Below are 15124 nucleotides of genomic sequence, written 5' to 3'. Positions count from 1 at the left end.
TGTAGGCTCTCCCTGCACTGGATAGGGATTGGAATGAAAGGGGAATCGTGGTATATTTAGTTCCAAATGAAGCTGCAAAAGCCGGAGTGAAACCTATGGAATACGAATCAATCAATTACAACAGGTACCGTTGGAATCGTAAGCTGCTGAATGGCTTCTGGTCCATTCTCGTCATTACGATCATCCTTGAAAGTTTGTACTCCACCGTCTCAGAACTACCTCGAACGCAATTCATCATCGAATATATGATCAGACCATCCGCGCTGCTGCTTGGGTTTCTGCTCATGGCTGAGCTCGGTCTTCGTTTATATAACGGACGATACCAGGATTACATCCTCATCCTGACATCAACGCTGATCGCTTTCACGATTGTCTATATCCACAACACCATCAATTACTTGATACTGGCGTTATTCTTGCCCATTATGGTGTCGATCTTCTACTTTCAAACCAAGAAACTGCTCTTCGCCTTTGGCAATACATTAGTGTCGCTATACGTCATGTACGGCACGAACTACTTCTCTAATAATGACATCTCCATTGTCGGCCTCATTACGATTACGGTCATGTTCTGCGCCTTTACCCTCATCGCATGGGGGATTCTAAGCCGCGGTATGGAGCTGCTCAGCAATCTGAAATCGAACTTCGAACGTAATCAAGAGCTGCTCGTCAAGACAGTCTGGATGGACAAGCTTGCCAAGACCGACGCGTTGACCGGACTATATAACCATATGACCTTCCATGAGTATTTCGAGAAGCTGATTGATCAGCATGAGCGCTATGGCCTTGCATTGCAGCTAGCCATTATCGACATCGACAACTTCAAGCACGTGAATGACACCTACGGCCATCGCGCCGGCGATGCCATTCTAAAATCCGTCTCGGAGCTGCTTCGCAGCAAGTCGCGCGTGAATGACTTCATTGCCCGTTACGGTGGCGAGGAGTTTGCCGTCTTGTATACGGATCAATCGAGCAAAGAATCGCTCACTGTCTCCGAGCTCATCCGTGAAGCCCTCTCCATGCTGCCGCAGCAATCGCTAGGCGGTGGGCCGATTACCGTCAGTATCGGTTTCGGGGAGTATAGGACCGGTGAAGGCAAAGAACAATTCTTCAACCGAGTCGATACCGCCCTCTATAAAGCCAAGAAAAACGGCAAGAATCGTACTGTCGTATCGCCAGACCAGCCGCATGAAACCGAAGAGAGCCAGCTTGCATAATCGCAAGCAAACGCAAAGAAGCTTCCCCAGCCAGGACCGGCCGGGGAAGCTTCTTTACTTATGTTCCATTCATTAATTCTGCATCACGAAGTCGTTCGCTGCATGCTCGGACTCGCTGTACACTTTAAGAATGTCATACTTCGTATTACGCTGAGCAGGAATCTTGCCTGTCTCGCGAATAAGGCGAAGGATGGATTCGATGTTTACTTTATGCGTTGTACCCGCCGCCGAAACGACGTTCTCTTCAATCATCGTGCTGCCAAAGTCATTGCAGCCGTAGGACAGAGACAGCTTGCCGACCTCTGGTCCCATCGTTACCCACGAGGATTGGAAGTTCTCAATATTATCAAGCGTAATGCGGCTGATCGCGAGCGTCTTCAGATACTCCTCAGGCGTCGCTTTCTCCCGCTTCATGTTCGTATTCTCCGGCTGGAACGTCCACGGAATGAACGCGAGGAAGCCCTTGGAGTCATAGCCGTTCGCAATGCACTCATCCTGTGCGTCACGCACGCGGAGCAAGTGAAGCGCGCGCTCCTCCATCTCTTCGCCGAAGCCGATAACCATCGTTGCCGTTGTGTTCATGCCTACGCGGTGAGCCGTCTTCATGACGTCCATCCAATCGGTCCAAGAGCCCTTCAAGCGGCTGATCTTCCGTCTTGTCCGGTCATCGAGAATTTCACCGCCGCCGCCAGGCAGCGAGTCCAGACCAGCGCGGTTTAGCTCGCGCATGACATCTTCAAGCGTCAGGCCGTCAGATACCGCAACCATCTTATGAATCTCCGCTGGGGAGAAGGAATGCATGGTAATGCCCGGATAGTGCTGTTTAATCTTGCGAAGCAGATCCGTATAGTACGTGAACGGCAGGTTCGGGTTCACGCCGCCTTGCATCAGAATCTCTGTACCGCCAACATCCATCGTTTCTTTAATCTTCTGCAGGATCACTTCATCGGACAGTACATAGCCTTCCGCCGAGCCCGGAGCACGGTAGAATGCGCAGAAACGGCAATACACGTCACAGACGTTGGTATAGTTAATGTTCCGTCCTACTACGAATGTCGTAATCGGATCAGGATGATGTCTTAGCATCAGCTGATTGGCCACATGGCCCATTTTCTCAATTTCCTCGGATTCAAATAAGGTTACTACGTCTTCGAGCCCGAGTCGTTCTCCTTGCAGTGCTTTGTCCAAAATACGATCTACTTGTTGCACGAGGGAGACCTCCTTCTCTATCCACTTTTCCGTACCCAGTAAGGTTTCAACTTATACTACCACAAACGATTAGCAGCGTCATTTCGCGACTGACAGCGTAAAGCCAAGCCTAAACGGAGAAAAACGCGGCTAGTCCGCTAGGACTGCCGCGTATTGCTTTATTTGCGCCTAATTAGCCTTTCAGCGCTTGATCGAGATCCGCAATGAGATCGTCGATATCCTCGAGACCGACCGAATAACGCAGCAAACCATCAGAGATTCCGCGTTCATGGCGCACTTCACGAGGCATTGCCGCATGCGACATCATGGTCGGGTAGGACAAAATACTTTCAACAGCGCCAAGACTTACCGCGACAAGCGGCAGCGTCACACGGTTTAATACCGCTTTCGCACGGTCTCCGTCACCTACGTCGAAGGAAACGACAGCGCCATAGCCTTTGGACTGCTTCTCATGAATTTCGCGTCCTGGATGATCCTTGAGCCCCGGATAGTACACGCGGGTGATATCCGAGCGGCCGTCAAGCCACTCCGCCAGCTTCCGTGCACTCTTCTCGCTATGCTCCATCCGCGCTTGCAGCGTCTTCATGCCGCGCATCAGGAGCCAAGACTCTTGCGCGCCGAGGACGGTGCCCAGCCCATTCTGCAGCTGCTTCAGCCGCTTGCCGAGGCTTTCCGTCGCGGCAACGGCAAGCCCTGCAAGCACGTCGCTGTGGCCGCCGAGGAATTTCGTCGCGCTGTGCAGCACGATGTCCACGCCAAGCTCGATCGGACGCTGGTGGTACGGTGTCATGAACGTATTATCAAGCAGCGTGATGAGTTCATTCTCTTTCGCCCATGCTGTAATCGTAGCGATATCGGTAATCTTAAGCGTCGGGTTCGACGGCGTCTCCATGAAGACCGCCTTCGTATTCGGCTGAAGCGCCGCCTTCACCGCTTCCACATTCGTCATGTCCACGAATGTCGACTCGATTCCGAGACGGTTCAGCACCGTCGTCAGCAAGCGGTACGTCCCGCCGTATACGTCTTCTGTTACGATGACGTGATCGCCAGTGGAGAAGAGCAAGAACGATGTTGAAATCGCCGCCATGCCGGATGCGAACGCAAAGCCGCGCACGCCGCCCTCAAGCAGCGCAATATAATCCTCAAGCGCTTGGCGGGTCGGATTGCCGGAACGGCTGTAATCATGCGTCGGCGGGTTAAAGATATCATGATGATGGAACGTCGATGCCTGATAGATCGGCACGCTCGACGCACCCGTCGTCTCGTCAATTTCGGAGCCAAAATGAATCAGCTTCGTTGCAAATTGTTTCTCTTGGTTGTTTTTGTTGTCTGCCATCGTCTTCTTATGCCTCCCCAATCTCGCGACGAGCCGCGTCGAATGCTTGCGCCAAGTCCGCAATGAGGTCATCGGCATGCTCGATACCGACAGAGAAGCGAAGCAGGCGGTCGTCTACGCCGATCTTCTGGCGAATTTCAAGCGGAATATCCGCGTGCGTCTGAACTGCCGGATAAGTCATGAGCGACTCCACGCCGCCTAGGCTCTCTGCGAAGGCGATCAGCTTAATGTGGCGCAGAATCGGCTCCACGTAAGCTGCATTCTTCAAGCGGAACGAGAAGATACCCGTATTGCCGGAGGATTGGCGGTTCTGCACGTCATGACCTGGGTGATGCGGCAGCGCCGGATAATAAACATCCTCAATCGCTTCATGCGTCAGCAGCCAGTTGGCAATTGCTGTTGCATTCGCTTGATGGCGCTCCATCCGCAGCGCGAGCGTCTTCATGCCGCGCATCAAGAGCCAGGAATCCTGCGGGCCAAGAACCGCGCCCAGCGAGTTGTGCAAGAAGCCCATCTGCGCGGACAGCTCCTTGCCTTTGGTCACGATCAGGCCAGCCAGCACGTCATTATGGCCGCCAAGGTATTTGGTCGCGCTGTGCACGATTACGTCTGCTCCAAGCTCGATTGGCCGTTGGAAGAACGGAGTGAGGAGCGTGTTGTCAACGATCGTGAGCAAGCCTTTGGACTTCGCCCAAGCGCATACGCGCTCAATATCTGTAATCATCATAAGCGGATTCGTCGGCGTCTCGATCAGAATAGCTTTCGTCGCAGGCGTACAGAGCTCGCTCAGACCGTCAATGTCGTTCGTGTCCACATAAGAAGCCGTTATTCCGAACCGAGTCATGATTTTCTCAAGCAGACGGTATGTACCGCCATAGAGGTCAAGGGAAACCAGCAGATGGTCACCTTGGCTAAATAATGAGAAAACAGTAGTCAGCGCTGCCATGCCGCTGCTGCAGGCAAAGCCCGTATCGCCGGATTCGAGCTCAGCTGCCGCTTCTTCAAGCACGGTCCGTGTCGGACTCTTCGTACGTGCATAGTCAAAACCCGTGCTTTCGCCAAGCCGCGGGTGACGGAAGGCCGTTGATTGATAGACCGGGAAGCTGACTGCTCCGGTAACAGGTTCTTTAATGGATCCAATTTGCGCTAAACGGCTTTCAATTTTCATCTGATCGTGACTTCCTCTCACCGAATATTGTAGGTTAAATGCCTGCTCCAAGATCAAACGGAGTTTGCTGGTATACATAATAATTCAGCCAATTCGAGAACAACAGGTTCGCATGCGCTCTCCATGTGGACAACGGCTGGCGCGAAGGATCATTATTAGGATAATAGTTTTTCGGCAGGGCGATATCCATGCCTCTGGAAACATCCCGATCATATTCGTACTTCAGCGAAGCGGGATCATATTCCGAATGACCGGTGACGAACACTTGTCTTCCGTTCTTCGAAGCTGCGAGATAGATGCCAGCCTCTTCGGATACAGAGAGAATATCCAGATCGTTCACTGCAGCGACATCCTCATAGCGAATCCCAGTATGACGGGATTGCGGAACGAGGAACATCTCATCAAACCCGCGAACAAGCGGCACGTTCCGTTTCTCGACCGTATGCGGGAAGACGCCGAACATTTTCTCATCGAGATCATGTTTCGGAATGCCGTAGTGGTGGTACAGGCCTGCTTGAGCGCCCCAACAGATATGGAATGTCGATGTCACGCGGCGTGCGGACCAGTCCATAATATCCTTCAGCTCTTCCCAATAGTTCACTTCTTCAAAAGCAAGCGTCTCGACAGGTGCACCCGTAATAATCATGCCATCGTAATAATCATGCTTGATATCTTCGAATGTCTTATAGAACGACTCCAGATGCTCGGAAGATGTGTTCTTCGATGTATGCGTCTTCGGATGCAGCAGGACAACCTCCACCTGGAGCGGCGTGTTCCCGATGAGGCGAAGCAATTGCGTCTCTGTCGTTTCCTTCGTCGGCATCAGGTTTAGAATCGCAATGCGCAGCGGGCGAATATCTTGATGATATGCGACTGATTCATCCATAAGAAAGATGTTCTCGTTCGTCAAAATATCTTTCGCCGGCAGCTGGTCTGGCACTTTAATTGGCATATTACTCTCTCCTGTCTATTGTCGGATCCCTGAAGAAGGAGCGCAAATTGAAAAAGCCCCTCTCTGGCAGAGAGGGGCATAAATTCATATCGTTCATGCGCCTCTCATCTCTCAGAAACTGATCGTTTCCGCAAGAATTAGCACCGTGCGTCTTCACGCCGGTTGCCGGGCTTCATCGGGCTAGTCCCTCCGCCTGCTCTTGATAAGAAAGCTTGCTTATTCGGTTATGGTCATTCTTTAACTCATACTTTAAATGATTCGCGTTTCCGCGTCAAGAAGCACCCCTGAAATCATGGGCTAAACCCGCGTAACCACAGGCTTTTCCCGGCATATTGTATAACGTGGAACCCTCCGCTACTTTCTGCTTGTATGGAAAGACATTGTCGGAGTATACTAGACAAGAATTGCGCTCATTTTCAATGTTTTGCAAGCTTGGAGCGCTTGGAATCACTTACCAACGAAACGTGTTTAAAGGGGTGTTTACGAATATGGAAGGCGACCCGTGGCCTGCGGACAACCGCATTGATAACCAGCATAGAGGACATAAGCGCATCGGACCGAACATGAAGCCGACCATATTCGCACCTGCACCCCTGCCGTTATTCACGATATATTATTCGTAGCAGGTTATTGGCGAACTTGGTTTGCTTGACGCTCGCGCCCGTTCTATTTCCTCTTGCCGGTATCCGGGAATGTGTAACATCGTGATGAGAGGAGGAACGCGGATGAAAATTCGTCTCGTAAACCAAGGTGTGTTTACACCAATTGACGACATTGAGGAGGCTGTCTACCCGCCGATCGAAGGGTTTTACTGGATTGACGCGGATGTGGACGATCTTGCTGTGCTTCAGCCGCTCTTTGCCCTGCACGAACTAGCCGTAGAGGACTGTTTGAGCGAGGAAGAGCAGCGTCCGAAGATTGAACTTCATGAGAATGAAGGCCATTATTTTATCGTTATTAATAGTATCCGTTTTGATGATGAGGAAATCTTCTTGCGCGCCTTGAATATTTTCTTGGGGCGTCATTATATCATTACCGTTACGAAGCAGAAGATTAACGAGCTGCGTGCTCTGAAGCCGATTCTGCTTGAGGAGCGAGTCAGCCGTCCTGACCGGTTCCTGTATCACCTCGTCGACCTTGTCGTCGACAACTATTTCCTCGTAGGCGACCGAATTGAAGCGCGAATTGAAAGCTTGGAGGAAGACATTCTGGTGCACACGAAGAAGTCGCATCTGAATGAAATCATCGGTCTCCGAAGCGAAATTCTGTGGCTGAAGAAAGTGCTTGGGCCGCAGAAGGAACTGATCGCGAAGCTGAATAAGAAGGATCTCAAACTCATCGATGACGAGCTGCAGAAGTACTTCAGCGACATCTACGAGAACGCCGTGAAGATCGCCGAGACCTTCGATACGTACCGCGATCTGATGGGCAACTTACGAGAGGCTTATCAGTCCTCCGTTGCGAACCGCGCGAACGAAATCATGCGCGTGTTTACGGCGCTGACGACGATATTCATGCCTCTGACCTTCATTACAGGCATCTACGGGATGAACTTCGACTACATCCCCGGCCTCCATTTGCACGGCGGCTCCTATTTGCTGCTCTCGTTCATGTTATTGCTGGGGTTCGGGATGTTCTATATTTTCCGCAAGAAGGATTGGCTATAACGCCTATTGCAACAAAGAGGCTCTCCGGGTCGCAATTGCCGCCTGGGGAGCCTCTTCGCTTATATACACGAGATTGGGGTTGTTATTGTAACATGGTTTTTGCACTTGCTTTTATCAAAGGATTTCTATTCTCGCTATCGCTCTGCTTCGACCTTGGCATCGTCAATGTCGCCATGATTAAGACCGGCCTTGAGAAAGGATTCAAGCGCTCCTTCATGCTCGGCTTTGGCTCCTGCTTCGGGGACTTGACGTATCTGCTGCTGGCGCTGCTTGGCGTGACGATTATTTTTCAAATTCCGCTCGTCAAATGGGTGCTATGGATTGGCGGCACCATCGTGCTCAGCTACCTCACGTTCCAGATGATTCGCAAAACGATCAAGCCCGATCCGATTCAGATCAGCAGCGAGGAAGACAGCAGCCGCGCGGGCAAGAAGGAATTCGCCTGGGGGCTTGGACTTGCGCTCTCTTCCCCTACCGTCATCATTTGGTTCGCCGTTGCAGCAGGTCCGATTCTTGCAAGCCTGAATGTTCACTCTGCAGGACCAATGGCTGCCTTCATCATCGGCTTCTTCTCAGCCGGACTAGCCTGGTCGACCTTCATCGCCATCGTATCCGGAATATCGCACAAGCGTGCGGGAACAGGCTTCGTTCGTGCCGTATCGCTGCTCTCCGCGCTGATCTTCTTGATTCTTGCGGTCAAAGTATTCATTGACGGCTATCACTCCTTGCTCTGATAGCCGTCCCTCGCCTTCAATAGCTTTCCTCTTACCTGAAAGGCAGCTTGAACGTTTTCTTAGTTAGCGGATACAGCCATTTGACGCCGCTTGGCGTTAATGTATCCGCGACAAGATGCGAGACATAGCCGCATACTGCCGTGTATGCAACCCCTTGAATGCCAAGCTGCTGCTCCAAGCTCCAGCCGATCGCTCCCCAAGCAATAACCGCCCACACCGTATGCGTAAGTCCGCGATGATTCAGCCATGGCACCCAAGCTATGTATAAACCAAGTCCCATCAGCCAGTTCATCTCGACTTTAAAGCCCGTGTACAGCAGGATCGCGCCAATCGCACTGACGAGCGCATTGCGGATTGCTCCATTACGTGACAATAAACCCAGCAGCAGGACTGCAGCTGCACCCGCCGTGTAAAGCGGGTAGAAGATCCCCTTCACCGCGTACATATACGCCGTGCTTCCGGCGAGAATCAAGCCGCCCCATAACAGCAGCTCCCGAATCAGCTTCGCCGCTTTGCTCAGCTTCCCGCTCAGCAAGCTCGTGCCGTCGAGATCCGCGGCGAGCGCGGAGAATGCCGCGACGACCAGAAATACGGCTACATTCTTCGGTGTTATCGGATGTGTCGCCGCACCTACTACGCCAATGGCGATTCCAATCGCCAGATGTGTTGTTCCTTTCATGCTTGCCTCCTGAGACTTATGACTGACATAAGGCGCTTCTTACTTGATAGGCTCCAACGCGACAGCTTCTTTGCGCCCCTTCTCGATATTCACATAGGCGAGCAGTACGATGCCGATGATGAAGAATGCCAATAGTGCGAGAATGCCGAACCTGCTTGATCCGGTAATCGTTCCGACCACGGAGAAGACGAATGGTCCTGCCACTGCTGCGAATTTGCTCGACAAGCTTAGGAAGCCGAAGAACTCCGCTGTCTTCGATGGAGGCACAAGCGTCGCATAGAGTGATCTGGCCGTTGCCTGGCTGCCGCCCTGCACGACGCCGACCATTACCGCGAGCAAGTAGAAGTGAAGCGCGCTTTCCATGAAAAATCCAAGTATAACGATTAACACATAAACAAACAAGGAGCTATAGAGCGAATTCTTCATGCCTATTCGAGCCGCTATCTTAATGAATAGAAGCGTGCATGGATAGCCGACAAACTGTGTTATGAGCAGCGCTGCAATGAGATCGCTTGTCTCAATGCCGATACCAGCTCCATAAATCGTTGCCATGACGATAACTGTACTGATTCCGTCGTTGAAGAACCAGAACGATGCCATATACTTGAGCAGCTCCGGATAGGATTTCAGCGTGCGCATCGTCGCGCTAATGCGCTGCATCCCTTTATTAATCGCATCGCCGAACCCGGCAGCTGTGCCTTGCGCCGTTTCTTTGACATTCCTCATAATCGGAAACGAGAACACGATCCACCAGATGCCGACGGTGACGAACACAATTTGCGTGGCTATTGTTTTGTTCGGAAAACCAAGCTTCTCCCATCCTTCTATCATCACGAGATTAACGAGCAGCAGCAGTCCTCCGCCCAAGTATCCCATCGCATACCCTTTATTGCTGACCGAGTTAAGCGTGTCCGGCGTAGACACCTCGGTAATAAGACCATCATAGAACGTGTTGGATGCTGCGAACCCGATTGTCCCAATGACAACGAGAATCGAAGCGAACAGCCAGTCATCCTCGCCGACCAGCCCCATTCCAAGCGTTGCAATCGCACCGATGAACATGAAGGTCGACAGAAACTTCACTTTGGAGCCTGAGAAATCAGCAATTGCACCAAGGACCGGACATAGCAGCGCTACGAAGATCATGGCGATTGTCTGCGTATAACCCCAGTAGATCTCAGCCGTATTGCCTTCCAAATTTGCGCCAGCCACAGTTTTGTAGAAGACGGGCATTACCGCAGCCATTACGGTCGTGGCAAAAGCCGAATTGGCCCAATCGTACATAATCCAACTGCGAACGGCCTTCGTATTCATCGTCAATTCGCTCCTTTATAGGGCACCTTATGGGGCTTTTTCCGAGCAACAACACCATTCGACAAGGAGAAGAACAAATCCTGCTTTATTCCTTTAAAGCTGCAAATCGCATCAATATTACAGCTCTTTTTTGCCGTCTGCCTGTTTTTCCTATATACTTATATCACCGTGATAAAAATCTTTAATCGCTAAAGGAGGGATTGATTCCGTGAACATTAATCAGCTCGAAACATTGTTAACGATCTCGCGAACGATGAGCTTTCGTAAGGCGGGCGAACTGCTTAACTTAACGCAGCCGGCTGTATCTGCACAGGTCAAAAGCCTCGAGGATGAGTTTAAAACGGTGCTAATCGATCGGAATCAGCCTGTTACCTTAACCGATCGTGGACAAGTATTTCTCGAACACGCTGAAAAAATATTAGCCATCGTCGAGGACCTGAAGCAGAAGCTGTCCGATCTGAGCCAAACGCCGCAAGGCCATATCGTGCTCGGAACAACCTCTTCCATCGCCATTCAGATTTTGCCGCGCGTGCTGTCGTATTTCCAGAATCAGTTCCCGCTGATCAAGACGACGATTCACTCGATGCCTTCTTCCGGCGTTATGACAAGCGTTGAGAACGGCTCCGTAGACATCGGCATCACTTATCTGTCGGAGCGCAATCCGAATCTCGAGTCCGCGATTCTGTATTATGACACGTACGAGCTTGTCGTTGCTCCTGAGCATCCGATGGCCCATTTGAAGCATACTACAGTAGAATCATTGAAGGACATTCCCATGATTATGCTGTCGCCGGATACATTAGGACGAAGATTTCTGGATCAAATCTTCCGCAAATTTGGCGTGCAGCCAAACATCGTGATGGAGCTCTCGAGCAGCGAGGAAGTGAAACGGATGGTAGAGATCAATCTCGGCGCAGCCGTTGTATCCAAGCTGTCGATTGACAACGAAGTGAGGCTAGGCACACTGAACCGGATTAAAGTGAATGAGTTCGATATGAGTCATCCGGTCGGCCTTGTTTACAAGTCGGGGAGATACATCAACTCAGCCATGCAGCAATTTCTTAGCGATCTAAAAGGAATGCCAGAGGATCAGTTCATTAGCAGCGAATGATTGTTATCCAAGGAGGGATTTCGTTTGAAATTCGATCTACATACGCATCATTTCAGATGCGGTCATGCGGACGGCAATATTGAGGATTACATTCTGGCCGGCATTAGCAAAGGCCTCGGCGTTATTGGGATATCCGATCATTCCCCTTACTTCGGCAGCAAGCAAGATCAAGAGAACCCTGGCATTGCCATGGCGAAGAGCGACTTCGCCAATTATGTAGATGAGGTGCTTCGGCTCAAAGCCAAGTACGAAGGGAAAATTGACGTGCTGCTTGGCGTCGAGTCGGACTTCTTCCCCGAGCATGCGAAGCTGTATGGCGATATCTACGCTGGCTATCCATTCGATTATATTATCGGGTCGGTTCATCGTTCAGGCGGAGTGAGCATTTTTAACCGCAACCGTTGGAAGGGACAATCAGGTGCCCAGCAAGTCCAGCAGAAGCATGAGTACTACAATCTCATCGCCCAATCCGCTCGCAGCGGCATGTTCCAAATTCTCGGCCATATTGATGCGATGAAAGGCTATTATCCCGCTTTCTCGGATATTCGCACGGATGATGCGATTGACGAAACGTTGCAAGCTATTGCCGAGAGCAACGTATCCATCGAGATTAATACCTCTGGCTCGACGAAAGATGTCGGAGGCTGGTACCCGTCTGACGCAATATTGGAGCGAGCACTTCATTACGGCGTGTCCGTGACGTTTGGTTCTGATGCGCACCGCCCTAGCCGGGTCGGCGATGAATGGGAGCTTGTTGCGAAGCGGCTTAAGGAAATCGGCTTTAAACAGTGGGTGTACTACAAGGAGAAACAACCTGTCATCGTGCCCTTATAAAAAAAAGTGGACCTGCTAGCGCAGGTCCGAATTTATATGTTTAAATAGGGGGTCTTGTTTATTATAGTACCCCCTAATTGTAATGGGCGCGTAACAGGAACATTTCAATTGTGTAACAAATATGAATTAAACGTAAAGATGGTGGCAGGCGATGTGGTTTGCAGCAGCCATTGGCAGCGCCGTCCTGTTCGGACTGGCGGGCTGGTGGATGAAAGTGTCCCAAATGCAGAGCGGTTCATCCGCTTATCTGCTGCTGGGGCTATATATTTCAGGCACTTGCGGGTTTGGCGTCCACGCCGCCTTGGAGCATACTTTGCTGCCGTCGCTCAGCGATCCGCGCGTCTGGCTCAGTGGATTGCTCATTGGCGCAGGGTCAGCGCTTGGCAATGCCTTATTCATGAAAGCATTGGAAAACGGACCAGCCAGCCTCACCTCTCCTCTGACGAATATGAACATCATTCTCGTCATCGGAATGGGCTTGCTCGTCTACAATGAACCGCTTAGCAACACTGAGTTAAGCGGCGTTCTGCTGTTGCTAGTCTCAGTTGTGCTCGTCTCGATCAGGGGCAGACAGCAGCAGTCCGCGATTCAATCACGGTGGTATCTCTATGTCGGTATTAGCATTATTTTATTCGCCATTCGTAACGGCGGGCTTAAAGTAACGGATGAGCTTGGGCTAGAGAGTGCGCCGATTCTGTTCGTCGCATACAGCTTGTCGATTGTCTGGTTCGCTTGGGCAGCATGGAAAGAGCGGCTGCCTGCTGTTCCGCGTGAAGAGCTACGAGAAGGGCTTCGCTCTGCAGACGCTAACGCAATGGCAGCTTCCGCTGCTGCAATCGGCATGCGCTGGGGCATCCTTGCCGGCCTCTTCTCCTATGGCGGTCTGCAGCTGTACGCGATCTCGCTTGAGACGGGACAGGCTAGCATTGCCGGACCGATCTTCTCCGCGAACAGCCTCGTTGTCGCCGCTGGTGCAATTGTGCTCTATCGCGAGCGGCTTAGCACGAACCAATGGATTGCTTTTGTCATGACGATTGCCGGGCTTGTACTCATTCGTCTCTAAGCGCGCTATGCTACTTGGCATCGCGCCTTGGGAACAGCCTCCGTACAACCGCTTCTGCTAATTCCAGATAACGCTTCATGGAACGGCGCAGCCGGTTAATCGCCGACAGCTTCATGACAGAGCCCCAGCCATCGTACCGGCCTCCGCTCCCTTCAATCAAACCGTGCAGCTCGCGCACCCGCTCATTGACCGTATCCAAGCGCACATCCTCGAAGCGGCTGATGACGAGCGGATAGGGATAGCCTTGATCAGGTTTCCCCTCCCTCTCCTTCTCAATCACATAGCCCCTCTTCTCCAGCATCAGCGTAATTTCCCGCCTGTCGACATCCTCCCGAAACAACAGCCAGTGATACACATTGCGCGGCTGCCCGATATCGTCGCCTTTATGAATAAGAGCATAGATCATTTGAGCATTATGAATGAATAGTTCCTCAAGCGTATCAGGCAACATAAATGTATAGAAGGTCCATTCGGGATCCGGCTTACGGTACACTTGCGCGCGGTAGCTCCAATTCCGTTCCAGCCACACGTTCAGATCCTGCACGTTCAAGCGGCTGCTGTCCACATAGTAGTAGAACTCAAGCCGTCTGGCAGCATTAATACGCCCAATGTAAATCGCATCGGAAGCAAGCTTAAGCCAATGCTCCAGCTTCGATTCCAGCTGCTCCAATTGCTTAACAAAATCCCGATTCGTGCGGTTATTAGCACGAACAGGGTATAAATTTATAGTGATGGATAATAATTCGCCATACTCCGCAAGCGGATGCGCGTCTTTGTAGCCAATATTGACCAATACACGCATATGCTCCGATGCCGATCGGCGTTCATAGAAACCCCAATTGTCTGTCATCTTGCACCTCAGATAGGTTCGTAAAAGGATACGAGCAGCTAGTCCATCCTGTATTATAACGGGTAACGCCGTAACATTCTAGGCTATATTTCGGCTTCATACGACTTAATTGTGAGAAATATTACAAAATTTTACTATGGCGAAATACTAACTTGCGAATAACAACTAACTAAAGTATAGTAAATATTTAATAACAAGTATTTTGTGCCATGTCGAATAACCACTGCCCTTTTAAAAGGGCATGTGTTACAATGAATGTAAGGGAAAGAGGGGTGATAACGTGGATTATTCCAAAATGTGCCCAAAGTACGAATGTGCAACTGAGTTACTAGGCAAGAAATGGACCGGCATGATTGTACGAGTTCTGCTCGGTGGGCCGAAGCGTTTCAAAGAGATGAAAGAGCAAATCCCGGAGATGAGCGATAAAATGCTGACCGACCGGATGAAAGAGCTTGAGCACTGCGATATTATTAAACGAAATGTCTATCCGGAGATGCCAGTTCGGATTGAATATGAGTTAACCGAGAAAGGGCGGGGACTAGAACCCGTTATCCAGTCGATTCAGGATTGGGGCGAAACTTGGTGTTAGAAGCTGCCGTTGTGACGGCAGCTTTTTTGCTGCTTGCGGGGGTTTGTGGCGTCTGCGCCCGAGAGGAATCGGAGCCCATTAGGTGGATATCGTTCCGAGCTGCTCTAACGGAACTCACAAACGCTATTCGTCGGAGTTCGGTCGAGCTGTTCTAAAGGAACTCACAAGTGCTATTGGTCGGAGTTCGGTCGAGTAGCTCTAACGGAACTCACATGCGCTATTGGCTGGAGTTCGGTCGAGCTGCTCTAACGGAACTCACATGCACTATTGGCTGGAGTTCGGTCGAGCTTCTCTAACGGAACTCACATGCGCTATTCGCCGGAGTTCGGTCGATCTGCTCTAACGGAACTCACATGCGCTATTGGCTGGAGTTCGGTCGAGCTGCTCTAACGGAACTCACA

At 51.1% G+C, this 15124-nt stretch carries 14 protein-coding genes and 1 riboswitch; of the genes, 7 read left to right on the top strand and 7 right to left on the bottom strand.

The genetic code is table 11. The features are described from left to right. The first annotated feature begins 95 nt into the window (after positions 1 to 95). Complete coding sequence (locus tag AC0YNX_RS28130; protein WP_475819029.1) at positions 96 to 1217, top strand: GGDEF domain-containing protein; 1122 nt, start codon at positions 96 to 98, stop codon at positions 1215 to 1217. Positions 1218 to 1289: 72 nt separating this feature from the next. On the opposite strand, the gene mqnC is transcribed toward AC0YNX_RS28130, so the two are convergent. The 4 genes from mqnC to metA form a co-directional block, all read right to left on the bottom strand. Then, positions 1290 to 2426, bottom strand: coding sequence for a cyclic dehypoxanthinyl futalosine synthase (gene mqnC, locus AC0YNX_RS28125; protein ID WP_475819028.1), 1137 nt, complete (start codon positions 2424 to 2426; stop codon positions 1290 to 1292). Positions 2427 to 2598: 172 nt separating this feature from the next. Then, the gene (locus tag AC0YNX_RS28120) at positions 2599 to 3762 is read right to left on the bottom strand and encodes an aminotransferase class V-fold PLP-dependent enzyme (protein WP_475819027.1); all 1164 of its coding nucleotides are present in this window, start codon (positions 3760 to 3762) and stop codon (positions 2599 to 2601) included. 7 nt (positions 3763 to 3769) lie between these two features. Further along, complete coding sequence (locus AC0YNX_RS28115; protein WP_475819026.1) at positions 3770 to 4930, bottom strand: PLP-dependent transferase; 1161 nt, start codon at positions 4928 to 4930, stop codon at positions 3770 to 3772. Between the two features lie 34 nt (positions 4931 to 4964). Continuing rightward, the gene (metA, locus tag AC0YNX_RS28110) at positions 4965 to 5882 is read right to left on the bottom strand and encodes a homoserine O-acetyltransferase MetA (protein ID WP_475819025.1); all 918 of its coding nucleotides are present in this window, start codon (positions 5880 to 5882) and stop codon (positions 4965 to 4967) included. A 101-nt stretch (positions 5883 to 5983) separates the two neighbouring features. Next, positions 5984 to 6091: riboswitch (SAM riboswitch) on the bottom strand. A gap of 516 nt (positions 6092 to 6607) precedes the next feature. On the opposite strand from metA, the gene corA reads away from it, so the two are divergent. Together corA and AC0YNX_RS28100 are read left to right on the top strand one after the other, a co-directional pair. Then, entirely contained in the window at positions 6608 to 7549 is a 942-nt protein-coding gene (gene corA / locus AC0YNX_RS28105; protein ID WP_475819024.1) for a magnesium/cobalt transporter CorA, read from the top strand. A gap of 92 nt (positions 7550 to 7641) precedes the next feature. Further along, positions 7642 to 8283 carry a LysE family translocator gene (locus AC0YNX_RS28100; protein ID WP_475819023.1) on the top strand — a complete coding sequence of 214 codons (642 nt, stop codon included), beginning with the start codon at positions 7642 to 7644 and terminating at the stop codon, positions 8281 to 8283. 31 nt (positions 8284 to 8314) lie between these two features. Here AC0YNX_RS28100 and AC0YNX_RS28095 read toward each other — a convergent pair whose 3' ends face one another. Together AC0YNX_RS28095 and AC0YNX_RS28090 are read right to left on the bottom strand one after the other, a co-directional pair. After that, on the bottom strand, positions 8315 to 8962 hold the full coding sequence (locus AC0YNX_RS28095) for a metal-dependent hydrolase (RefSeq protein WP_475819022.1): 648 nt from the start codon (positions 8960 to 8962) through the stop codon (positions 8315 to 8317). Between the two features lie 39 nt (positions 8963 to 9001). Next, a complete protein-coding gene (locus AC0YNX_RS28090; RefSeq protein ID WP_475819021.1) occupies positions 9002 to 10276 on the bottom strand; it encodes an MFS transporter in 1275 nt (424 codons plus the stop codon). Between the two features lie 208 nt (positions 10277 to 10484). Here AC0YNX_RS28090 and AC0YNX_RS28085 point away from each other — a divergent pair, with 208 nt between their 5' ends. The 3 genes from AC0YNX_RS28085 to AC0YNX_RS28075 all read left to right on the top strand — a co-directional run bounded on the left by AC0YNX_RS28085 (position 10485) and on the right by AC0YNX_RS28075 (position 13284). Further along, the gene (locus AC0YNX_RS28085) at positions 10485 to 11387 is read left to right on the top strand and encodes a LysR family transcriptional regulator (RefSeq protein WP_475819020.1); all 903 of its coding nucleotides are present in this window, start codon (positions 10485 to 10487) and stop codon (positions 11385 to 11387) included. 24 nt (positions 11388 to 11411) lie between these two features. After that, positions 11412 to 12221: a histidinol-phosphatase gene (locus AC0YNX_RS28080; protein ID WP_475819019.1), complete on the top strand. Its 810-nt coding sequence runs from the start codon at positions 11412 to 11414 to the stop codon at positions 12219 to 12221. 151 nt (positions 12222 to 12372) lie between these two features. Beyond that, on the top strand, positions 12373 to 13284 hold the full coding sequence (locus AC0YNX_RS28075; RefSeq protein WP_475819018.1) for an EamA family transporter: 912 nt from the start codon (positions 12373 to 12375) through the stop codon (positions 13282 to 13284). 10 nt (positions 13285 to 13294) lie between these two features. Here the strand turns inward: AC0YNX_RS28075 and AC0YNX_RS28070 are convergent, their stop codons facing one another. Continuing rightward, entirely contained in the window at positions 13295 to 14134 is an 840-nt protein-coding gene (locus tag AC0YNX_RS28070; RefSeq protein ID WP_475819017.1) for a DUF695 domain-containing protein, read from the bottom strand. 280 nt (positions 14135 to 14414) lie between these two features. Here AC0YNX_RS28070 and AC0YNX_RS28065 point away from each other — a divergent pair, with 280 nt between their 5' ends. Beyond that, entirely contained in the window at positions 14415 to 14723 is a 309-nt protein-coding gene (locus tag AC0YNX_RS28065; protein WP_090578477.1) for a winged helix-turn-helix transcriptional regulator, read from the top strand. Positions 14724 to 15124: the final 401 nt, after the last annotated feature.

Source organism: Paenibacillus sp. J31R98, from assembly GCF_056269245.1.
This window is presented reverse-complemented; position numbering and strand designations above follow the sequence as displayed.